Source organism: Hymenobacter psychrophilus (assembly GCF_900107135.1).
Taxonomy (GTDB): Bacteria; Bacteroidota; Bacteroidia; order Cytophagales; family Hymenobacteraceae; genus Hymenobacter; species Hymenobacter psychrophilus.
Genome location: NZ_FNOV01000003.1, coordinates 140,321 through 158,814, shown reverse-complemented (window position 1 = coordinate 158,814; position 18,494 = coordinate 140,321). Strand labels below are relative to the sequence as shown.

Here is an 18,494-nt window from a genome sequence, read left to right as displayed (position 1 = left end):
GATGGAACTGTCAGTAATCAACATCAAAGGCGAAGACACCGGCCGTAAGGTCACCCTGTCCGACGCCATCTTCGGCCTCGAGCCGAACGAGCACGTGATGTACCTCGACGTGAAGCAGTACCTGGCCAACCAGCGCCAGGGCACGCACAAGTCGAAGCAGCGCAACGAAGTGCACGGTACGACCAAGAAGCTAAAGAAGCAGAAAGGCACCGGCGGTGCCCGTGCCGGCTCTATGAAGTCGGGCGTATTCGTAGGTGGTGGCCGTATGTTCGGTCCCCAGCCCCGCGACTACGGCTTCAAGCTCAACAAGAAAACCAAGCGTCTGGCCCGCCTGTCGGCTCTCTCGACGCTGGCTCAGGACGGCAAGGTATCTGTAGTGGAAAACATTACGATGTCGGCCGTGAAGACCAAGGACTTCGTAGCCATTATGGCTGGCCTGAAGCTGAACAACGGTAAAAAGACCCTGCTCGTAACGGGTGCGGTTGAAAAGAACGTGATCCTGTCGGCCCGCAACATTCAGCGCGTGAGCGTGGCTACCCCCGTAGCCCTCAACACCCACGATTTGCTGAACACCGATACGCTGTTGCTGTCGGAGGATGCGCTGACGGCCTTGGAACAACTCTATACCACTGCTGAGTAATGAGCATTCTGAAAAAACCCATCGTAACGGAGAAGGCAACCAGCCTTAACGACAAAGGACAGTACTCCTTCGACGTAGCCATCGATGCCAACAAGGTGCAAATCAAGAAAGAGATTGAGCAGCTTTATGGCGTTACCATCACCAGCATCAGCACGATGCGCACGATTGGTAAGGTGAAGTCGAAGTTCACGAAAGGCGGTTCCATCTCGGGCCGTCGTCCGCACGGCAAAAAGGCCGTGGTTACCGTGAAAGAAGGCGACATCATCGACTTCTACAGCGGCCTGTAAGCCTTTCTTTCAGCCAAGAATTTTTCCTAAGCAAGAGTAATGGCACTCAAAAAACTAAGACCAACATCACCGGGTCAGCGCTTCCGCATCGCCCCGGCCTTCGACGAGCTAACTGCGTCGACGCCGGAGAAGTCGCTGTTGGCACCTCTCAAAAACTCCGGTGGCCGTAACAATTCGGGCAAAATGTCGAACCGCTACATTGGCGGCGGACACAAAGCCCGTTACCGTATCATCGACTTCAAGCGTGACAAGGCCTCGGTGCCCGCCACGGTGAAGACGATTGAGTACGACCCCAACCGCACCGCCCGTATTGCTTTGCTGCAGTACGCCGACGGTGAGAAGCGTTACATCATTGCTCCGGCCGGTCTGGCTGTGGGCACGGTAATCGTTTCGGGTACGGGAGTGGCCCCTGAGGTAGGCAATGCCCTGCCCCTGCGCGAAATTCCCCTCGGTACTATCGTGCACGCCATCGAGCTGCAGCCCGGTGCTGGTGCCGCAATGGCCCGCTCGGCCGGTACCTACGCCCAGCTCGTAGCCCGCGAAGACCGCTACGCTACCCTGAAGCTGCCTTCCGGCGAAATGCGTATGGTTCTCGTAACCTGCATGGCCACGGTTGGTACTGTCTCCAACGGCGACCACATGAACGTTCGTTTGGGCAAAGCCGGCCGCAACCGCTGGTTGGGTCGTCGTCCGCGCGTTCGTGGTGTAGCCATGAACCCTGTCGATCACCCAATGGGTGGTGGTGAAGGCAAGTCGTCGGGTGGTCACCCACGCAGCCGTAACGGTATCTTCTCGAAAGGTCAGAAGACCCGTAACAAGAACAAGTATTCCGAGCAGCTCATCGTCAACCGTAAAGGCAAGAAATAAGCAATGGCACGTTCACTGAAAAAAGGGCCGTACATTGACTTCCGGCTCGAGAAGAAAGTAACGGCGATGGAAGAATCCGGCAAAAAGTCGGTGGTGAAGACCTGGTCTCGCCGCTCGATGATTTCGCCCGACTTCGTTGGCCACACGTTCGCCGTGCACAACGGTAATAAGTTCATCCCGGTGTATGTCACGGAGAACATGGTAGGTCACAAGCTCGGTGAGTTTGCCCCTACTCGTAACTTCCGCGGCCACGTCGCCAAGAAAGATAAAGGCAAGCGCTAATATGGAAGCAGTAGCTAAACTCCGGAACGTGCCCACCTCGCCGCGCAAGATGCGCTTGGTGGCCAACCTGGTTCGTGGTCAGAAAGTGACCCGTGCCCTCGGCCTGCTGAAGTTTGAGGCCAACTCGGGTGCTCCCAAAATCGAAAAGTTGCTCCTGTCGGCCCTGGCCAACTGGCAGCTTAAGAATGAGGACGAGCGCATCGAGGATGCCAATCTCTACATCAAGGAGATTTTCGTGGATGAAGGCCGCATGCTGAAGCGTCTGCGCCCCGCCCCCCAGGGTCGTGGCCACCGCATCCGCAAGCGCAGCAACCACGTGACGCTGATCATCGACTCTAAGGTTGAGCCGCTCGGCAGCAAAGCCGCCGCGCAGCAAGCCGCCGAGACGAAGGGCACTGAGGCTTCGGCCGATGCCGCTCCTAAGAAGACTTCGCGTCGCAGCAGCACCAAGAAATCAACTGAAACCAAGGCAGAAGCCACCGCATAAGCACTATGGGACAGAAAGTAAATCCGGTTGGCTTCCGTCTGGGAATCATCAAAGGATGGGACTCGAACTGGTACGGCGGCAAGGACTTTGCCGACAAGCTGGTTGAAGACGAGAAGATCCGCAAATACATCAACGCTCGTATTCCGAAGGGTGGCATTAGCCGCATCGTGATTGAGCGCACGCTCAAGCGTGTGACCATTACCATCAACACGGCCCGTCCGGGCGTAGTGATTGGTAAAGGCGGCGCCGAGGTGGACAAGATCAAGGACGAACTGAAGCAAATCACTGGCAAAGACGTTCAGATCAACATTTTCGAGATTAAGCGCCCCGAGTTGGACGCCAAGCTGGTTGGCGAGAGCATAGCCCAGCAGCTGGCCGCCCGAATCTCGTTCCGTCGCGCCATGAAGATGTCGATCCAGGCTGCTATGCGTGTTGGTGCCGAAGGCATCAAGATTCAGTGTGGCGGTCGTTTGGGTGGGGCTGAAATCGCCCGCTCCGAGCAGTACAAGGAGGGTCGTACGCCGCTGCACACGCTGCGCGCCGACATCGACTATGCTCTCTCGGAAGCCCAGACGGTATATGGCAAGATCGGCATCAAAGTGTGGATCATGCGCGGTGAGGTGTTCGGCAAGCCCGACCTCTCGCCTAACCAGCAGCCGGCAGGCGGCCAGGGCGACAGCCGTGGTGGCAACGACCGCGGCCCTCGTGGCGAGCGTGGCCCGCGCCGCGACCGTAACGACCGGGGTGGTGATAGCCGTGGTGGTGACCGGGGCGGCGACAGCCGCGGCGGCCAGCGCCGGGGTCCAGGTGGACCAGGTGCAGGTGGTGCCGGTGGCGCCAACCGGGGCGGTGGCGCACCGCGTCGCTAGTCCTCTCCCTTTCTCTCGAATTTTAAGACAGTATATCTCATGTTACAACCGAAAAGGACCAAGTATCGCAAGATGCAAAAGGGTCGCATACATGGCTTAGCCCATCGCGGCAGCTCCATCGACTTCGGTTCGTTCGCTATCAAGTCGCTGGAACAAGCGTGGATTACGGCTCGCCAGATTGAGGCAGCCCGTATCGCCATGACCCGCGCCATGAAACGCGAAGGTCAAGTATGGATCCGCATTTTTCCCGACAAGCCGATTACCAAGAAGCCTGCTGAAGTGCGGATGGGTAAGGGTAAAGGTTCGCCCGAGTATTGGGTAGCCTGTGTGAAGCCTGGCACTATCATGTTCGAATCGGACGGGGTAACGCTGGAAGTAGCCCAAGAGTCGCTGCGTCTGGCCGCTCAGAAACTGCCGGTACGGACGTCGTTTGTTGTTCGTCGTGACTACGTAGATAACAAGTAAGATGAAGAACACCGAAATCCGTAACCTCTCGCTAGAGGACCTCAAAAATCAATTGAAGACCGAGCAGACCTCGGGCCAGACCATGCGCTTCGCGCATGCCATCTCGCCGCTGGAAAACCCGCTCCGTCTGAAGCAAGCCCGCAAAAACGTCGCCCGTCTGCTGACCGAGTTGAAGCGTCGCGAGAATGAGCAGGCTACAAACACTGCTAACTAACGATGGCAAACAACGAAGAACAGCAGGGCACTGCCGCTACCACTGAGCGGAACCTGCGCAAAGAAATCATCGGCCGCGTAACCTCCTCCAAGATGGACAAGTCCATCACGGTAATGGTTGAGAGCAAGATGAAGCACCCGATCTACGGCAAGTTCGTTACCAAGTCGACCAAGTTCATGGCCCACGACGAGAACAACGAGTGCGGCGAAGGCGACACGGTGCGCATAATGGGTACCCGCCCCCTCAGCAAGCTGAAGCGGTGGAGACTGGTCGAAATTCTAGAACGCGCCAAGTAAGATGATACAGCAAGAATCCCGTCTGACCGTCGCTGATAACAGCGGCGCCAAAGAAGTTCTCTGCATTCGTGTCCTCGGTGGCACGGGCAAGAAATACGCGAGTGTGGGCGACAAAATTGTCGTGTCCATCAAGTCGGCCATTGGCTCCGGCAACGCTAAAAAAGGCACGGTTTCCCGCGCTGTTGTAGTTCGCACGAAGAAAGAGGTTCGCCGCAAGGATGGCTCTTATATTCGCTTCGACGACAACGCTGCCGTGCTGCTCAACAATAACGACGAGCCGCGTGGTACGCGCATCTTCGGCCCCGTAGCCCGCGAGCTGCGTGAGCGCCAGTTCATGAAGATTGTTTCGCTGGCTCCTGAAGTTCTCTAAGCATGGCAACGAAAAAAGCAACGCCTACGAAACTGCACGTGAAAACTGGTGACACCGTTCTGGTGATTGCCGGCGACGAGAAAGGCAAGACCGGCACCATCAAGTCGGTCAACCGTTCGACCCAGCGTGTGATCGTGGAAGGCCTGAACCTGGCAACCAAGCACAACAAACCCAGTGCGAAGAACCCCCAGGGCGGCATCACCAAGATCGAGGCCCCGATTCACGTGAGCAACGTGAAGCGCGTGGACTCGGCTAACGCCTAACCGCTTCCGACATGGCTCGTTTCAAAGACAAATACAACAACGAAGTAGTACCCGCGCTCCAGGAGAAATTCCAGTTCAAGAGCATCATGCAGGTACCGCGCATCACTAAAATCTGCATCAACCGCGGCATTGGCGCGGCTGTTGCCGACAAGAAGCTGGTGGATAACGGAGTAGACGAACTGACCATCATCACCGGTCAGAAAGCTGTTCCAACTATCGCCAAGCGTTCGGTATCGAACTTCAAGCTGCGCGAGGGCATGCCAATCGGCGCCCGCGTAACGCTGCGTGGTGAGCAGATGTACGAATTCCTCGACCGTTTGCTGACCGTGGCTCTGCCCCGGGTACGTGACTTCAAAGGAATTAACGACAAGGGCTTTGATGGCCGGGGTAACTACACCCTGGGCGTGAAGGAGCAGATCATTTTCCCGGAAATTTCGATTGACAAGATCAAGTCGATTGCCGGCATGGACATCACCTTCGTGACGTCGGCCGAAAACGACGAGCAGAGCTACGAGCTGCTCAAGGCCTTCGGAATGCCATTCGCCAACGCTAAGAAAGAAAACAATGGCTAAGGAGAGCATGAAAGCACGGGAACGGAAGCGCATCGCTACCGTAGCCCGTTACGCCGAGAAGCGCAAGGCCCTGAAAGCGGCCGGCGACTACGAAGGCTTGGACAAACTGCCGCGCAATGCGTCGCCTGTGCGCCTGCACAACCGCGACAAAATCGACGGCCGTCCTCGTGGTTACATGCGTAAGTTCGGCATCAGCCGCGTACGCTTCCGCGAAATGGCTCTCGCCGGCAAAATCCCCGGCGTAACCAAGTCGAGCTGGTAAAGGATTGGATGAAGAATAAGAGATGAAAGGATAAGGGACAACTTTACAGAAGTCTTTAATCCTTTTATCTCTCATCCTTTATTCAACCAAGAAATTTGGCAGGTTGCCGAAAGAAACCATTGGCCGAGCCTTTATAAGCCGAGCCGAGTAGTCTTAACCGAAAATTTCGTCGCCACTTTCCGTGGCGGCGAAATTTTCCTATCTTTGCGGCTCCCTAAAAAAGGGCGCTTCATTTTTACAATCGAATGAACACAGATCCAATTGCCGACTACCTGACCCGGGTACGCAATGCCATCAAGGCAAACCACCGGGTGGTGGAAATTCCGGCCAGCAACATCAAAAAGGAAATCACGAAGGTGCTCTACAAAAAGGGCTACATTCAGAGCTACCGTTTTGACGATGCCGCCGTGCAGGGAACGATTAAAATCGCTCTCAAATACAACCCCACCACGAAGGTGCCGGCTATTACCAAGCTGCAGCGCGTGAGCTCGCCCGGCCTGCGCCAGTATGCGCACGTTGGCAACATGCCCCGCGTACTCAGCGGCCTCGGCATCGCCATTCTCTCCACGTCGAAGGGCGTGATGACGGAGAAAGAGGCGAAGGCGGAGAACGTGGGCGGCGAAGTGCTGTGCTACGTTTACTAATCTGAAAGGAAACAGAAACTATGTCACGCATTGGTAAACTGCCCATCACTCTGCCCGACAACGTGCAGATTGAAGTGAGCAACGACAACAACGTAACCGTGAAGGGCCCGAAAGGCACCCTGGTGGTTCCCGTAGACCGCGATATCAACGTGGCCACCGAGGACGGCCAGCTGGTGGTAACCCGCCCCACGGAGCAGAAGCGCCACAAGGCCATGCACGGTCTCTACCGCTCCTTGCTCAACAACGCCGTTAGCGGCGTGAGCAATGGTGTAGAGGCTAAGCTGGAGTTGGTAGGTGTGGGTTACAAAGCCGCTGTGGCTGGTACCACCCTTGAGCTGTCGCTAGGCTACTCGCACAACATCTTCTTGGCCCTGCCTGCCGAAGTAACGGCTACGGCTGTTACCGAAAAAGGTAAAAACCCCATCGTTACCCTCACCAGCATCGATAAGCAGTTGCTGGGCCAGGTAGCTGCAAAGATTCGCTCGTTGCGCAAAGTTGAGCCCTACAAAGGCAAAGGCGTGCGTTTCGTGGGTGAGCAGATTCGTCGTAAGGCTGGTAAAACGGCTTCGAAATAATAACGCACCATGGCTTTCGATAAAGCAACTAGAAGAAAACGGATCCAGCGCATCATCCGCACTAAGGTGGCTGGCACGTCCGAGCGTCCGCGTTTGTCGGTGTTCCGCAGCAATACGGGCATTTATGCTCAGATTATTGACGACACTACCGGCAATACCCTGGCGTCTGCTTCCTCGAAGCACGTTTCGGTGGAAGGGGGCAACGGAGTCGCCCTCGCCGCCGCAGTCGGCAAAGAACTTGCCGCCCGTGCTACTGGAAAAGGAATTTCGAAAGTGGTATTTGACCGCTCCGGTTACCTCTACCACGGCCGCGTAAAATCATTGGCAGAAGGAGCCCGCGAAGGCGGCCTCAATTTCTAATCTATCATCATGGCAGAATTCAACAACGGCCCCCGCGCTGGCGGTAACGACCGCGGCGGCAACGACCGTCGTGGTGGTGGCAATGATCGTAAGGGCGGCAACGACCGCAACAACGATTCGCGCACTGGCGACTCCGACCTGAAAGAGAAAGTAGTAGCTATCAACCGGGTTGCTAAAGTGGTAAAAGGTGGTCGTCGCTTCAGCTTCTCGGCCATCGTGGTAGTAGGTGACGGCAACGGCACCGTGGGCTACGGCCTCGGCAAAGCCAACGAAGTAACCGACGCCATTGCCAAAGGCATTGACGACGCTAAGAAGAACTTGGTGAAGGTGCCGCTGTACAAGCACACCGTTCCCCACGTAATGGAAGGTAAGTACTCGGGTGGTTTCGTGCTGGTTCAGCCGGCTGCTGCTGGTACGGGTGTAATTGCGGGCGGTGCTATGCGTGCCGTATTCGAAAGCGCTGGTATCAAAGATGTCCTCGCTAAGTCGAAAGGCTCGTCGAACCCCCACAACGTGGTAAAGGCTACCTTCGATGCCCTGCTGAAAATGCGTGACCCGATGCAAATTGCTCAGGCTCGTGGCATTACCCTCGCTCAAGTTTTTAACGGTTAAGAGACGATGGCGCAGATCCAAATCAAACTCGTAAGAAGCGTTATCGACCGCCCCGAGCGGCAGAAGCGCACTGTGCAGGCCCTGGGCCTCGGCAAAATGAACAGCACTCGTACCGTGGAAAACACGTCCGAAATTGCTGGCATGATCAAAGCCGTTCAGCACTTGTTGGAAGTAACCGAACTCTAGGAATCTCCCGAATATGAATCTCAGCAATCTTCAGCCCGCCACCGGCTCCACCCGCAATGTAAAGCGGGTAGGTCGGGGTACGGGTTCCGGCCGTGGTGGTACGTCCACGCGCGGTCACAAAGGTGCCAAGTCCCGCTCGGGTTACTCCAAGAAGTCGGGTTTTGAAGGCGGCCAGATGCCTCTGCAGCGTCGGGTGCCTAAGTTTGGCTTCAAAAATATCAACCGCATCGAGTACAAGGCCGTCAACCTCGACGTGCTGGCTGCTCTGGCGGAAAGCGGCAACACTACGTTTGATGCTGCCTTCTTCGTAACGGCCGGTCTGGCTTCGAAGAGCGCCAAAATCAAAGTTCTGGGTCGTGGTGAAGTTACTACGGCGTTGGAAGTACACGCCCACGCATTCTCGAAGTCGGCTGTTGAGGCAATCGAGAAAGCTGGCGGTAAAGCCGTGACGCTTTAAGCACTGAAGCAGCAATGAAAAAACTTATCGAGTCGATAAAGAATGTTTTTGCGATTGAAGATCTGCGTACGCGGATCTTCAATACGCTTTTTTTCATTGCCATCTACCGGCTGGGTTCTTACGTGGTATTACCAGGTATCGATCCTACTCGTCTGAAAACCGGCACCAGTGGTGTACTCGGTATTCTTGATACGTTACTGGGCGGGGCTTTCAGCCATGCATCTATCTTCGCGTTGGGCATTATGCCCTACATCTCGGCTTCTATTGTACTGCAACTGCTGACCATCGCAGTGCCGTATTTCCAGAAGCTCCAGAAGGAGGGTGAGTCGGGACGTAATAAGATCAGCCAGTATACCCGCATCCTCACGATTCCGATTGTGGCGGCGCAGTCGGTTGGCTTTATTGCTACCATCAACGCCGAGGCTATCATGAATCCTGGGGTGTTCTTCACCGTTTCGACGGCCCTGATTGTCACCGCCGGCACCTTGTTCTGCATGTGGCTAGGGGAGAAGATTACTGATAAAGGGGTTGGCAACGGTATTTCGATGCTGATAATGATCGGTATTGTATCACGCCTTCCAGGTGCTTTGATTGGAGAGGCAACCGCTCGCTCTATGCGTGGTTCGCTGATTTTTCTGATCGAAATGGCCGTATTGTTCCTAGTCGTAATGGCCGTTATTATCCTCACGCAAGCCGTGCGGCAAATTCCGGTACAGTATGCTAAGCAAGTGGGTGGAGCGGCTTCTCTTAGCTCACAGCGCCAGTATATTCCAATGAAAGTGAATGCGGCCGGTGTAATGCCAATCATCTTCGCACAATCATTGATGTTTGTACCTGCTATTGCGGCGTCAGCTTGGAATAAGGATAGTGAGGCAGCTACGTTGATTGGAACTTGGTTTCAGCCCAATCACCTTGTGTATAACGTAGTGTTTGGATTGCTCATCGTAGTATTCACTTACTTCTACACGGCCATCAGCGTTAACCCCAATCAGATAGCGGATGACTTAAAGCGGAGCGGCGGATTTATTCCCGGCGTCAAACCTGGTCGCGACACTTCGGAGTTCATCGATGAGGTGCTAACCCGCATCACACTGCCTGGTGCAATAGCGCTGGCTATTATTGCCGTACTACCTTCATTAGCTACAGTAGCTGGTGTAACCGGACCGTTTGCCCAATTCTACGGTGGTACTTCACTCATCATTATGGTGGGGGTAGTACTTGATACTATGAATCAGGTGAAAAGCTATCTGCTCATGCGTCGTTACGACAGCATGATGAAGACTGGTAAAACCCGAGGTCGTTCGCAGAACATTGCTCTCGCTTCTTAATCAATGATTCTTTACAAAACCGAGGAAGAAATTGATCTGATGAAAGCCAGTGCGAAAGTGCTGGCTCAGGCCCACGGGGAAGTAGCCAAGTTGATTGGGGAGGGAATAACCACTGGTGCGCTGGATCAGCGTGCAGAGGAGTTCATCCGCGACAATGGCGGTTTGCCTTCTTTCAAAGGTTATAATGGTTTCGAGTACAGCCTTTGCATCTCGCCCAACGCGGTAGTAGTGCACGGTTTTCCGGGCGAGTACGTGCTGAAGAGCGGCGATATCGTTTCGATTGACTGTGGCGTGCAACTTAACGGATACCACTCCGACAGCGCTTATACTTATCCAGTAGGAGAAGTAGCACCGGAAGTGTTGGCGTTGCTGGATGAAACCAAGAAGTCGCTCTACCTCGGCATAGAGCAAGCCATTGCTGGCAACCGTCTCGGCGACGTGAGCTACGCCATCCAGAATTACGTGGAGAAGCGGGGCTACGGCGTAGTACGGGAGTTGGTCGGTCACGGTATCGGGCAGAAATTGCACGAGCGGCCTGAAGTACCTAACTACGGTAAGCGTGGTTCGGGCCTTAAGTTGCAGACTGGGCTCACGCTGGCTATCGAGCCGATGGTAAACCTGGGCACGAAAAGTGTGGTACAAGAAAAAGATGGCTGGACCATTCGCACCAAGGATTTTAAACCCTCGGCGCACTTTGAGCACACCATTGTTGTTCGCAAAGACAAGGCAGAAATTCTGACCTCTTTCGATTACATAGAACAAGCTTTACAAGCAAAAACCTTATAGTAGCCATATGGCCAAACAAACTTCCATTGAGCAGGACGGTACCATCCTGGAAGCCTTATCCAACGCCATGTTCCGCGTGGAGCTGGAAAACGGGCACCAATTGATTGCCCACATTTCGGGTAAGATGCGGATGCACTACATCAAAATCCTGCCGGGAGATAAGGTGAAACTCGAAATGTCGCCTTACGATTTGTCGAAAGGCCGCATTGTCTACCGTTACAAGTAGGGGTCCGGGGGACTTGGGGTCCGGGAAACTGGGTTGAGGTTCAACCAGGTTGTTCGGCTTCCCTAGTAAACTCAGACCCTGTGAACCTCAGACCCTAACAACCCACTACCATGAAAGTAAAAACGTCTGTCAAGAAGCGTAGCGCCGATTGCAAGCTCATCCGCCGCAAAGGCAAGCTCTACGTCATCAACAAAAAGAACCCTCGCTACAAGCAGCGTCAGGGGTAATTATTGGAAATTGGGGTCTAGGAGCATAGCAGCTTGCTGTGTGTTCTGACCGCCGGAGTTAACCGGCAGCTGAACCCCAGGACCCTAACTCGCCAACAACCCAAACTCATCACATGGCTCGTATTGCAGGGGTAGACATCCCAGATAACAAGCGCGGCGAAATCTCGCTGACCTACATTTTCGGCATCGGCAAGGCTTCGGCTCAGCAAATCCTTTCTAAGGCAGGCGTTGACCTGAACAAGAAAGTGAAGGACTGGACGGAAGAAGAAGCCGGTGAAATCCGGAGCATCATCGCCAGCACTTATAAAACGGAAGGCGTATTGCGTTCGGAAGTGCAGCTCAACATCAAGCGGCTCATGGACATCGGTTGCTACCGGGGTCTGCGTCACCGTAAGGGTCTGCCCGTTCGCGGTCAGCGCACCAAAAACAACTCGCGCACCCGCAAGGGCAAGCGCAAGACCGTTGCTGGTAAGAAAAAAGCCACTAAATAATCTGTAGCGGGAATCAGGCTGATGGGTTGCGAAAAGCTTTCAGCCTAACACCTTCCGCAGTAATTTTTGCGATAACCAAATGGCACAGAAAAGAAAAGACAAAGCCAAGAAGCGCGTTGTCGTTGTTGAGCCCGTAGGGCAGGTCCACATTAAGGCCTCTTTCAACAACATCATCATCTCCATCACCAACAACAATGGCCAGGTTATTTCCTGGGCTTCGGCTGGTAAGATGGGATTCCGGGGTTCGAAGAAGAACACTCCCTACGCCGCCCAAATGGCGATGTCGGATGCCGGCAAAGTTGCTCATGACTTGGGCATGCGCAAGGCAGAAGTGTTCGTGAAGGGTCCGGGTGCGGGCCGCGAGTCGGCTATCCGGACGCTGGGCAATGTGGGCATTGAGGTAACGACCATTAAGGACGTAACTCCGCTGCCCCACAACGGCTGCCGCCCTCCTAAGCGTCGTCGCGTTTAGTTTAAAGCCCCGCGCGGGTTTTGCCTGCGCCCCCTTCAACCCCCAACAACTCCGAAATGGCACGTTATACTGGTCCTAAAACCAAGATTGCCCGTCGCTTCAATGAGCCGATTTTCGGCCCGAGCAAGGCACTCACCAAGAAAGCATATCCTCCTGGCCAGCATGGCCGTGGTCGTCGTAAGAAGCAGAGCGAGTACGCTATCCAGCTGATGGAAAAGCAGAAAGTGAAGTACATGTACGGCATGCTCGAGAAGCAGTTTGAAAACCTGTTCCACAAGGCTGCGGCTGCTCCCGGTATCACCGGCGACAACCTGCTGGCTATGCTGGAGTCGCGCCTTGACAACACGGTGTACCGTTTGGGCATTGCCCCTACGCGTCGCGCTGCCCGTCAGTTGGTGTTGCACAAGCACATCACCGTGAACGGTGAGATTGTGAACATCGCTTCGTACAAGCTCCGCGCCGGCGATATCGTGGCTGTCCGCGAGAAGTCGAAGTCGCTGGAGGCCATCACCACGAGCCTGAGCGCCCGCAACGCCCGCGCTTTCTCGTGGCTGGAGTGGGAAGGCAAGGACATGGTAGGTAAGTTCCTCAATGCTCCTTCGCGCGAACTGATTCCGGAGAAGATCACGGAGCAGCTCATCGTTGAACTGTACTCGAAGTAATAAATGAAGCGGCCCGGACGCCCGGGCCGCTCGTTTACTTCGCTGCTTTTTATTGAATTCAGGTATTAGGTATTGGGTACTAGGCACTGCAAACGCATCCTCTTACCCGATACCTTTTACTCAATCCTAACCAACCGCCCCACTTATGTCAATCTTAGCTTTTCAAATGCCGGAGAAAGTGGTGATGGAGAAATCCGACGACTTCTACGGCACGTTTGAATTCAAACCGCTGGAGAAAGGCTACGGCGTCACGATCGGCAATGCTTTGCGCCGCATCCTGTTGTCGTCGCTGGAGGGCTACGCCATTACCTCGGTGCGCACCAACAGTGTGCTGCACGAGTTCATGACCATCGAAGGTGTGCTGGAGGATATGTCCGAAATCATCCTCAACCTGAAGCAGATTCGCTTCAAGAAGGTGAGCGATGCTATTGAGGATAAAATCACCGTCCGCATTAAAGGCCAGGAGTCTTTCAAGGCTGGCGACATCAATAACTTCACCAACGGTTTCGAGGTGCTCAACACCGAAATGGTGATTTGCCACGTTGATCCGGGCACGGAGCTGGAGTTTGAGTTCACCATTCAGAAAGGCCGTGGTTACGTGCCTGCTGAGGAGAACAAGCCACTCGACCAGGTATTCGGTCAGATTGCCATTGATGCCATCTTCACGCCTATCAAGAACGTGAAGTACAGCGTGGAAAACACCCGCGTGGAGCAGAAGACCGACTACGAGAAGCTCGTTATCGAGATTCACACCGACGGCTCTATTCATCCGGAGGAGGCGCTGAAAGGTGCCGCCAACATCCTGATCCAGCATTTCATGCTGTTCTCCGACAGCACCATGACCTTCGAAACGGTGAAAGCCGAAGAGGAGGAAATCGTGGATGAGGAGACGCTGCATATGCGCAAGGTGCTGAAGACGCCGCTGGCCGATATGGACCTGAGCGTACGGGCCTACAACTGCCTCAAGGCCGCCGACATCAAGAGCCTCGGCGACTTGGTGCAGCTCGACATGTCTGACATGATGAAGTTCCGCAACTTCGGTAAGAAGTCGCTCACGGAGCTGGAAAACCTCGTGGAGGAGAAGGGCCTGACCTTTGGCATGGATCTGGGCAAGTACAAGCTCGACGAAGAGTAGTCGCTAAGCGCAGAAATGTGCTGTTCGTGAGAAAGATGCTTCGGCATTATTCACGGCAGCACATTTTTTGTGTCCGACTATTGCGTACATTTGCAGACTTTTTCATTTCTCTCATAGTGCGCCCCCGGGGCAACGGTTCTAATGAGAAGGCCGCCGCAAGGCGCTTTCCGCCGTGGTCGTGGCCCGCAAGCGTACGTTTTTTCTTTTTTTATGCGTCACGGTAAATCTTTCAACCATCTCGGCCGCACTACCTCGCACCGTCATGCGATGCTCGCCAACATGGCCAACTCGCTCATCATGCACAAGCGCATCACCACGACGGTAGCCAAGGCCAAGGCCCTGCGCCAGTACGTGGAGCCCCTGCTGACCAAAGCCAAGAACGACACGACGCACTCACGCCGCCTCGTTTTCTCGAGCCTGGGCCAGAAGGATGTGCTGAAGGAGCTGTTCGACAACGTTTCGGCCAAGATTGCCGGCCGTCCCGGTGGCTACACCCGCATCATCAAGTTGAGCCAGAACCGCCTCGGTGACAACTCGGAGATGTGCATCATCGAGCTGGTTGACTACAACGAAACCATGCTGGAGTCTAAGAACGCCGGCGAAGCCAAGGCTACGACCCGTCGTTCGCGTCGCGGCGGCAAGAAGGCCGATGCGACGACTACCGAAGGCGATTCGTCGGCTGAAGTAGTTGCCGAAGCCAAGGCTACCAAGAAGGCTCCGGCCGCGCCTACCACGGAGGTTTCGGCCCCCGAGGATACCGACACGGAGACGCTGCACAACGGCGAGACCCGCGAAGAAAAGGCTGCCGAGTAGTCAGCACTGCATACCAGATTTTAGAAAGGCCCGCCGTTTGGCGGGCCTTTTTTTATGGGGTAATTCGAAGAACAGCCGTTGCACTCATACCCGGTTTGCCAAACTTCATCGGGAATTTGCGGGGCTTCGAAAAGTAAGAGTTCAGTTGGCGGGCTGATTGGGCGTGGTTTGGGTATCCATTCACCCTGAAGCCTACTGCTGTGAAAGTGCTTTTCTCCCTACTGCTAATGCTGCTGGCGCTACCAATGGCCGCTCAACAGCTGACCCCAACGGCCGTAAGCGGTCGGGTAATCGATAATAAAGGGCAGGTGGTGCCGTTCGCTTCGGTGGTGCTACGGCAACTGGCCGACTCGGCCGTGGTGCAGGCTACCCAGGCGTCGGAGACGGGGCGTTACCAACTGCTAGGAGTGCCGGCGGGACGCTACCGGGTGCAGGTATCGGCGGTAGGCTATGGCAAGGGACGGAGTGGGGAGTTTGCTGTAGCGGCCAAGGCGGTGGTAGTACCGGATGTTCGGCTGGCCGTGGCGGCCCAGGTGCTGGACGAGGTGCGGGTGGTGGGGCAGAAGCCGCTGCTGGAAATGACGACGGGCAAGCTGGTAGTGAACGTGGCGGGTAGCCTTACAGCCGGCGCTACCGCCCTGGAAGCCCTGGAAAAAGTGCCGGGCCTGCTGGTGCTCAACAACCGGATTGTGCTGGCCGGGCAGGAGGGCGTACTTATTCAGATTGACGGCCGGACTACCCAGTACACGGATGTGGTGAGTGTGCTGAAGGATTTTCCAAGTAGTACCATCGAGCGGATTGAGGTAATTACCCAGCCTGGCGCCACCCGCGACGCCGCCGGCACGGCGGGCATCATCAACATCATCCTGAAAAAGAACACCGACCTGGGCACCAACGGCACGCTGACTGCCAACGCGGCCTACGGGCGCTTTGCCAAGGCCGGGGTCCTGCTCGACCTTAACCATCGGGCTGGGGCGCTGAACGTGTTCGGGACGGCCAGCTACAATTACCGCCACACCTACGAGCAGCTGAACACGGAGCGGCTGGATACCCGAACCGGCATCCGTTACGAGCAGCAGAGCTACCAGCCGCGACTGACTCAGGCGCCCACGTTTCGGGTGGGGGCCGACTACCGCCTGCCGCACCGCCAAACCCTGGGTGTGCTGCTAAACGCCTACCTTAACCGCACCCAGCTGAACGCTCAAAGCAGCACGCGGGCCGACAACGGCGTGAACGTCTTCACCAGTAATGATACCCGCCGGCGCACCGATTCGTATGCGGGCAACCTCAACTATAAAATGCTGCTCGATACGCTGGGCCGCGAGCTGACCGCCGACGTGGACTATTCGCGCTACACCGCCGGCAGCCTGGGGTTATTGGCTAACCAGGTGCGCGTGGGTGATGTGAGCCGGCAGCAAACCCTGCGCAACGACCAGCAGACGCGCATCGGGCTGGCGTCGGTCAAAGCAGACTATCGGCAGCCGCTCACTGCCACCACTAATCTGCTGCTGGGAGCCAAGGTCAGTCAGGCCGACATCCGGAGCCAACTGGAGCTGACGGGTACGGACGCGGGCCGGGCCGACCAGTTCCGCTACACCGAAAGCATTGGGGCCGCTTATGTGCAGGCCGAGGGTACACAGGTGGGGCTGACGTGGCAGACCGGTTTGCGGGGCGAATACACGGTAGCTGAAGGCACGGCGGCCACCAGCATCCGGCGTAGCTACGGGCAGCTATTTCCCAGCCTGAGCGTGGATAAGCCGCTGACCAAAGTGTTGGGAGCAAACCTCGCTTACAGCCGCCGTATCGGGCGGCCCAGCTACCAGGATTTGAATCCGAATCTGGTGTACCTCGACCCCTATACCTCGCAACGCGGCAATCCTTTGCTGACGCCCCAGTTCACGGGCAACTACAAGCTGGCTCTCACTTACCAGAAGCAACCGTTCTTCATCCTGGGCTACAGCCGCACCCGCGACGCCATCAGCCTGGTAACGGCCACCGAAGACAGTATTATCTACTCTACCTCGGCCAACCTTGATAACCTGCGGAGCTACAATGCCACGCTGAACCTGCCGCTTACTTACCGCAAGCTGCTGACGGGTTACGCGGGCGTGACGGTGTTCTACAATGAGTATCTGAGTGAGTATCTTGGCAGCACGTACCGGGCGGGTCGCACTGCCGCTACGTTCTACGGCCAGGCCAATGTGCAACTGCCCCAGAACATCAAGCTGGAGGCCTCCGGCTACTACCAGACGGCCGGCATTAATGGGTTGATCAGGTTTCGGGGGTTTGGCGCGCTGAACCTGGGGCTGCAGAAAACGCTGTGGCAGGACCGCGCCACGCTGCGCCTGGCCGTGAACGATGTGCTGTTTTCGAGCAAGCAGCGGGGCACAGTGCGCTACCAGGACCTGGACGTGACCTTCCAGAGCTACGGCGAAAGTCGGCAGGCGCGGGTAAGCCTGAGCTGGAAGCTGGGTAACCAACAACTGAAAGCGGCCCGCAAGCGCACCACCGGCCTCGAAGAAGAGCGGGGCCGCGTGAAAACCGACAAAGAGTAACATCTTTCCGCCCTGTTACTACCTGCCACCATGCCATTCACATTTCAACGTCCCAGCCGCTCCGATTACCTGCTGGTACTAGCCTACTGGCTGTTGGCCGCGTCTATTATCTTCTTCAGCTACCTGCAGCAGTTTGGGCTGGCACGCGCGGTGCCCTCTATTCTCTTCACCATCGGGCTCGATACGCTGGCCGTGTATGTGCTGGTATTTGGGCTGCTGCCGTTGGCTTTATTGCGCCGTAGCCCCTGGATAGTGCTCGGTGCGCTGGTGGTATTTGTGGTGATCGACGCGCATTTGTATTGGTTTGGCTACTGGATACTGCTCAGCGACAAGCCGCTGCAATGGAGCGCCCCCGCCATTCTGTACACCGTTATGAAGCATACCCAGAGCTACGGGATGCTGGGTATTCTGATGGCGGGCAAGCGGTACTTCGACGTGCAGAAGCGGCTGCTGCTAACCCAGCAGGCCCAAACGCAGAGCGAGCTGCGCAACCTCAAGGCCCAGCTCGACCCGCACTTCCTGTTCAACAACCTCAACGTGCTGCGCGGCCTCATTCAGCAGGATCCCGCCGAAGCCAACGAGTACCTTAACCGGTTCGCGGGCCTCTACCGGCTGCTGGTTCGGCACCAGAACGAGGACTTTGTGAGCGTGAGCGAGGAGCTGCGCTTCATAGAGGAATACATTTACCTGCTGCGGCACCGCTTCGGCACGGCGTACGAGTTCCGGCTCGAATTGCAGCCCGGCCCCGCCTGGGACCAGCGGCTGGTGGTGCCGGGTACGCTGCAGCAGCTGCTCGAAAACGCCATCAAGCACAACGCCGGCAATGAGGACGACCCGCTGGAAGTGGTGTTGGCGGCAACTGCTGAAACCCTGACAGTACGCCACCCACGCCGGCCCAAGCTCACCCCAATCGATTCGGCAGGTACCGGACTGGCCAACCTGCGCGAGCGGTACCGGTTGCTGTTTAATCAGGAAATCCAGGTAGTCAGTACTGTAGATGTTTTTGCCGTAACCGTACCCGTAATAACCCAGTTACCCAGCCGGTTATCTTAATAATAACTCGAATAAAGATTTGAAAATCAGATTTTTAT

Annotated in this window: 29 protein-coding genes and 1 pseudogene; all 30 read left to right on the top strand. The window is 55.9% G+C overall.

Annotation, left to right across the window (positions count from 1 at the left end; all coding sequences use genetic code 11):
• Window position 1: 1 nt before the first annotated feature.
• The 30 genes and pseudogenes from rplD to BLW21_RS05495 all read left to right on the top strand — a co-directional run bounded on the left by rplD (window position 2) and on the right by BLW21_RS05495 (window position 18,456).
• On the top strand, window positions 2-640 hold the full coding sequence (gene rplD, locus BLW21_RS05640) for a 50S ribosomal protein L4 (RefSeq protein ID WP_092738477.1): 639 nt from the start codon (window positions 2-4) through the stop codon (window positions 638-640).
• On the top strand, window positions 640-927 hold the full coding sequence (rplW, locus tag BLW21_RS05635) for a 50S ribosomal protein L23 (protein WP_019946172.1): 288 nt from the start codon (window positions 640-642) through the stop codon (window positions 925-927). The genes rplD and rplW overlap by 1 nt, the downstream gene beginning before the upstream one ends.
• A gap of 39 nt (window positions 928-966) precedes the next feature.
• Entirely contained in the window at window positions 967-1,794 is an 828-nt protein-coding gene (rplB, locus tag BLW21_RS05630) for a 50S ribosomal protein L2 (protein ID WP_092738476.1), read from the top strand.
• Window positions 1,795-1,797: 3 nt separating this feature from the next.
• Complete coding sequence (rpsS, locus tag BLW21_RS05625; protein WP_019946170.1) at window positions 1,798-2,076, top strand: 30S ribosomal protein S19; 279 nt, start codon at window positions 1,798-1,800, stop codon at window positions 2,074-2,076.
• Between the two features lies 1 nt (window position 2,077).
• Window positions 2,078-2,563 (top strand): 50S ribosomal protein L22, encoded by a 486-nt coding sequence (gene rplV / locus BLW21_RS05620; protein ID WP_092738475.1) that lies wholly within the window; start codon window positions 2,078-2,080, stop codon window positions 2,561-2,563.
• Between the two features lie 5 nt (window positions 2,564-2,568).
• Window positions 2,569-3,432 (top strand): 30S ribosomal protein S3, encoded by an 864-nt coding sequence (rpsC, locus tag BLW21_RS05615; protein WP_092738474.1) that lies wholly within the window; start codon window positions 2,569-2,571, stop codon window positions 3,430-3,432.
• Between the two features lie 39 nt (window positions 3,433-3,471).
• Window positions 3,472-3,897, top strand: a complete 426-nt coding sequence (gene rplP, locus BLW21_RS05610) for a 50S ribosomal protein L16 (RefSeq protein WP_088462461.1) — start codon at window positions 3,472-3,474, stop codon at window positions 3,895-3,897.
• A gap of 1 nt (window position 3,898) precedes the next feature.
• Entirely contained in the window at window positions 3,899-4,111 is a 213-nt protein-coding gene (gene rpmC, locus BLW21_RS05605) for a 50S ribosomal protein L29 (protein WP_088462460.1), read from the top strand.
• A gap of 2 nt (window positions 4,112-4,113) precedes the next feature.
• Window positions 4,114-4,407 (top strand): 30S ribosomal protein S17, encoded by a 294-nt coding sequence (rpsQ, locus tag BLW21_RS05600; protein WP_092738473.1) that lies wholly within the window; start codon window positions 4,114-4,116, stop codon window positions 4,405-4,407.
• Window position 4,408: 1 nt separating this feature from the next.
• A complete protein-coding gene (rplN, locus tag BLW21_RS05595; protein WP_092738472.1) occupies window positions 4,409-4,777 on the top strand; it encodes a 50S ribosomal protein L14 in 369 nt (122 codons plus the stop codon).
• 2 nt (window positions 4,778-4,779) lie between these two features.
• Window positions 4,780-5,025 (top strand): annotated as a pseudogene (gene rplX, locus BLW21_RS05590) (50S ribosomal protein L24); the annotation flags it as partial.
• 26 nt (window positions 5,026-5,051) lie between these two features.
• Entirely contained in the window at window positions 5,052-5,612 is a 561-nt protein-coding gene (rplE, locus tag BLW21_RS05585) for a 50S ribosomal protein L5 (protein WP_092738470.1), read from the top strand.
• Window positions 5,605-5,874 (top strand): 30S ribosomal protein S14, encoded by a 270-nt coding sequence (gene rpsN, locus BLW21_RS05580; protein WP_092738469.1) that lies wholly within the window; start codon window positions 5,605-5,607, stop codon window positions 5,872-5,874. The genes rplE and rpsN overlap by 8 nt, the downstream gene beginning before the upstream one ends.
• 245 nt (window positions 5,875-6,119) lie before the next feature.
• The gene (rpsH, locus tag BLW21_RS05575) at window positions 6,120-6,518 is read left to right on the top strand and encodes a 30S ribosomal protein S8 (RefSeq protein WP_088462454.1); all 399 of its coding nucleotides are present in this window, start codon (window positions 6,120-6,122) and stop codon (window positions 6,516-6,518) included.
• A gap of 20 nt (window positions 6,519-6,538) precedes the next feature.
• Window positions 6,539-7,093 carry a 50S ribosomal protein L6 gene (gene rplF / locus BLW21_RS05570; RefSeq protein ID WP_092738468.1) on the top strand — a complete coding sequence of 185 codons (555 nt, stop codon included), beginning with the start codon at window positions 6,539-6,541 and terminating at the stop codon, window positions 7,091-7,093.
• A gap of 9 nt (window positions 7,094-7,102) precedes the next feature.
• The gene (gene rplR / locus BLW21_RS05565; protein WP_044515439.1) at window positions 7,103-7,453 is read left to right on the top strand and encodes a 50S ribosomal protein L18; all 351 of its coding nucleotides are present in this window, start codon (window positions 7,103-7,105) and stop codon (window positions 7,451-7,453) included.
• A gap of 9 nt (window positions 7,454-7,462) precedes the next feature.
• Window positions 7,463-8,065, top strand: a complete 603-nt coding sequence (rpsE, locus tag BLW21_RS05560) for a 30S ribosomal protein S5 (RefSeq protein ID WP_245711820.1) — start codon at window positions 7,463-7,465, stop codon at window positions 8,063-8,065.
• A 6-nt stretch (window positions 8,066-8,071) separates the two neighbouring features.
• Window positions 8,072-8,251 (top strand): 50S ribosomal protein L30, encoded by a 180-nt coding sequence (gene rpmD, locus BLW21_RS05555; RefSeq protein ID WP_092738467.1) that lies wholly within the window; start codon window positions 8,072-8,074, stop codon window positions 8,249-8,251.
• A 13-nt stretch (window positions 8,252-8,264) separates the two neighbouring features.
• The gene (rplO, locus tag BLW21_RS05550; protein WP_092738466.1) at window positions 8,265-8,708 is read left to right on the top strand and encodes a 50S ribosomal protein L15; all 444 of its coding nucleotides are present in this window, start codon (window positions 8,265-8,267) and stop codon (window positions 8,706-8,708) included.
• A gap of 14 nt (window positions 8,709-8,722) precedes the next feature.
• Window positions 8,723-10,036: a preprotein translocase subunit SecY gene (gene secY, locus BLW21_RS05545; RefSeq protein WP_092738465.1), complete on the top strand. Its 1,314-nt coding sequence runs from the start codon at window positions 8,723-8,725 to the stop codon at window positions 10,034-10,036.
• Window positions 10,037-10,039: 3 nt separating this feature from the next.
• On the top strand, window positions 10,040-10,822 hold the full coding sequence (gene map, locus BLW21_RS05540; protein ID WP_092738464.1) for a type I methionyl aminopeptidase: 783 nt from the start codon (window positions 10,040-10,042) through the stop codon (window positions 10,820-10,822).
• Between the two features lie 7 nt (window positions 10,823-10,829).
• On the top strand, window positions 10,830-11,048 hold the full coding sequence (gene infA / locus BLW21_RS05535; protein WP_019946152.1) for a translation initiation factor IF-1: 219 nt from the start codon (window positions 10,830-10,832) through the stop codon (window positions 11,046-11,048).
• A 110-nt stretch (window positions 11,049-11,158) separates the two neighbouring features.
• On the top strand, window positions 11,159-11,275 hold the full coding sequence (rpmJ, locus tag BLW21_RS05530; RefSeq protein ID WP_092738463.1) for a 50S ribosomal protein L36: 117 nt from the start codon (window positions 11,159-11,161) through the stop codon (window positions 11,273-11,275).
• A gap of 113 nt (window positions 11,276-11,388) precedes the next feature.
• Entirely contained in the window at window positions 11,389-11,766 is a 378-nt protein-coding gene (gene rpsM, locus BLW21_RS05525; RefSeq protein ID WP_019946150.1) for a 30S ribosomal protein S13, read from the top strand.
• Window positions 11,767-11,845: 79 nt separating this feature from the next.
• The gene (gene rpsK, locus BLW21_RS05520) at window positions 11,846-12,238 is read left to right on the top strand and encodes a 30S ribosomal protein S11 (RefSeq protein ID WP_019946149.1); all 393 of its coding nucleotides are present in this window, start codon (window positions 11,846-11,848) and stop codon (window positions 12,236-12,238) included.
• 56 nt (window positions 12,239-12,294) lie between these two features.
• On the top strand, window positions 12,295-12,900 hold the full coding sequence (rpsD, locus tag BLW21_RS05515; protein WP_092738462.1) for a 30S ribosomal protein S4: 606 nt from the start codon (window positions 12,295-12,297) through the stop codon (window positions 12,898-12,900).
• Window positions 12,901-13,045: 145 nt separating this feature from the next.
• Window positions 13,046-14,035, top strand: coding sequence for a DNA-directed RNA polymerase subunit alpha (locus tag BLW21_RS05510; protein ID WP_092738461.1), 990 nt, complete (start codon window positions 13,046-13,048; stop codon window positions 14,033-14,035).
• Between the two features lie 210 nt (window positions 14,036-14,245).
• Window positions 14,246-14,848 carry a 50S ribosomal protein L17 gene (gene rplQ, locus BLW21_RS05505; RefSeq protein WP_092738460.1) on the top strand — a complete coding sequence of 201 codons (603 nt, stop codon included), beginning with the start codon at window positions 14,246-14,248 and terminating at the stop codon, window positions 14,846-14,848.
• A 206-nt stretch (window positions 14,849-15,054) separates the two neighbouring features.
• Entirely contained in the window at window positions 15,055-17,403 is a 2,349-nt protein-coding gene (locus tag BLW21_RS05500) for an outer membrane beta-barrel family protein (RefSeq protein ID WP_139255091.1), read from the top strand.
• Window positions 17,404-17,433: 30 nt separating this feature from the next.
• Complete coding sequence (locus BLW21_RS05495) at window positions 17,434-18,456, top strand: sensor histidine kinase (RefSeq protein WP_092738458.1); 1,023 nt, start codon at window positions 17,434-17,436, stop codon at window positions 18,454-18,456.
• Window positions 18,457-18,494 lie beyond the last annotated feature (38 nt).

What these genes read in the sequence shown, in the direction of transcription:
- rplD (WP_092738477.1), top strand. Translation starts at nt 2, where the DNA reads ATGGAACTGTCAGTAATCAACATCAAAGGCGAAGACACCGGCCGTAAG.
- rplW (WP_019946172.1), top strand. Translation starts at nt 640, where the DNA reads ATGAGCATTCTGAAAAAACCCATCGTAACGGAGAAGGCAACCAGCCTT.
- rplB (WP_092738476.1), top strand. Translation starts at nt 967, where the DNA reads ATGGCACTCAAAAAACTAAGACCAACATCACCGGGTCAGCGCTTCCGC.
- rpsS (WP_019946170.1), top strand. Translation starts at nt 1,798, where the DNA reads ATGGCACGTTCACTGAAAAAAGGGCCGTACATTGACTTCCGGCTCGAG.
- rplV (WP_092738475.1), top strand. Translation starts at nt 2,078, where the DNA reads ATGGAAGCAGTAGCTAAACTCCGGAACGTGCCCACCTCGCCGCGCAAG.
- rpsC (WP_092738474.1), top strand. Translation starts at nt 2,569, where the DNA reads ATGGGACAGAAAGTAAATCCGGTTGGCTTCCGTCTGGGAATCATCAAA.
- rplP (WP_088462461.1), top strand. Translation starts at nt 3,472, where the DNA reads ATGTTACAACCGAAAAGGACCAAGTATCGCAAGATGCAAAAGGGTCGC.
- rpmC (WP_088462460.1), top strand. Translation starts at nt 3,899, where the DNA reads ATGAAGAACACCGAAATCCGTAACCTCTCGCTAGAGGACCTCAAAAAT.
- rpsQ (WP_092738473.1), top strand. Translation starts at nt 4,114, where the DNA reads ATGGCAAACAACGAAGAACAGCAGGGCACTGCCGCTACCACTGAGCGG.
- rplN (WP_092738472.1), top strand. Translation starts at nt 4,409, where the DNA reads ATGATACAGCAAGAATCCCGTCTGACCGTCGCTGATAACAGCGGCGCC.
- rplE (WP_092738470.1), top strand. Translation starts at nt 5,052, where the DNA reads ATGGCTCGTTTCAAAGACAAATACAACAACGAAGTAGTACCCGCGCTC.
- rpsN (WP_092738469.1), top strand. Translation starts at nt 5,605, where the DNA reads ATGGCTAAGGAGAGCATGAAAGCACGGGAACGGAAGCGCATCGCTACC.
- rpsH (WP_088462454.1), top strand. Translation starts at nt 6,120, where the DNA reads ATGAACACAGATCCAATTGCCGACTACCTGACCCGGGTACGCAATGCC.
- rplF (WP_092738468.1), top strand. Translation starts at nt 6,539, where the DNA reads ATGTCACGCATTGGTAAACTGCCCATCACTCTGCCCGACAACGTGCAG.
- rplR (WP_044515439.1), top strand. Translation starts at nt 7,103, where the DNA reads ATGGCTTTCGATAAAGCAACTAGAAGAAAACGGATCCAGCGCATCATC.
- rpsE (WP_245711820.1), top strand. Translation starts at nt 7,463, where the DNA reads ATGGCAGAATTCAACAACGGCCCCCGCGCTGGCGGTAACGACCGCGGC.
- rpmD (WP_092738467.1), top strand. Translation starts at nt 8,072, where the DNA reads ATGGCGCAGATCCAAATCAAACTCGTAAGAAGCGTTATCGACCGCCCC.
- rplO (WP_092738466.1), top strand. Translation starts at nt 8,265, where the DNA reads ATGAATCTCAGCAATCTTCAGCCCGCCACCGGCTCCACCCGCAATGTA.
- secY (WP_092738465.1), top strand. Translation starts at nt 8,723, where the DNA reads ATGAAAAAACTTATCGAGTCGATAAAGAATGTTTTTGCGATTGAAGAT.
- map (WP_092738464.1), top strand. Translation starts at nt 10,040, where the DNA reads ATGATTCTTTACAAAACCGAGGAAGAAATTGATCTGATGAAAGCCAGT.
- infA (WP_019946152.1), top strand. Translation starts at nt 10,830, where the DNA reads ATGGCCAAACAAACTTCCATTGAGCAGGACGGTACCATCCTGGAAGCC.
- rpmJ (WP_092738463.1), top strand. Translation starts at nt 11,159, where the DNA reads ATGAAAGTAAAAACGTCTGTCAAGAAGCGTAGCGCCGATTGCAAGCTC.
- rpsM (WP_019946150.1), top strand. Translation starts at nt 11,389, where the DNA reads ATGGCTCGTATTGCAGGGGTAGACATCCCAGATAACAAGCGCGGCGAA.
- rpsK (WP_019946149.1), top strand. Translation starts at nt 11,846, where the DNA reads ATGGCACAGAAAAGAAAAGACAAAGCCAAGAAGCGCGTTGTCGTTGTT.
- rpsD (WP_092738462.1), top strand. Translation starts at nt 12,295, where the DNA reads ATGGCACGTTATACTGGTCCTAAAACCAAGATTGCCCGTCGCTTCAAT.
- BLW21_RS05510 (WP_092738461.1), top strand. Translation starts at nt 13,046, where the DNA reads ATGTCAATCTTAGCTTTTCAAATGCCGGAGAAAGTGGTGATGGAGAAA.
- rplQ (WP_092738460.1), top strand. Translation starts at nt 14,246, where the DNA reads ATGCGTCACGGTAAATCTTTCAACCATCTCGGCCGCACTACCTCGCAC.
- BLW21_RS05495 (WP_092738458.1), top strand. Translation starts at nt 17,434, where the DNA reads ATGCCATTCACATTTCAACGTCCCAGCCGCTCCGATTACCTGCTGGTA.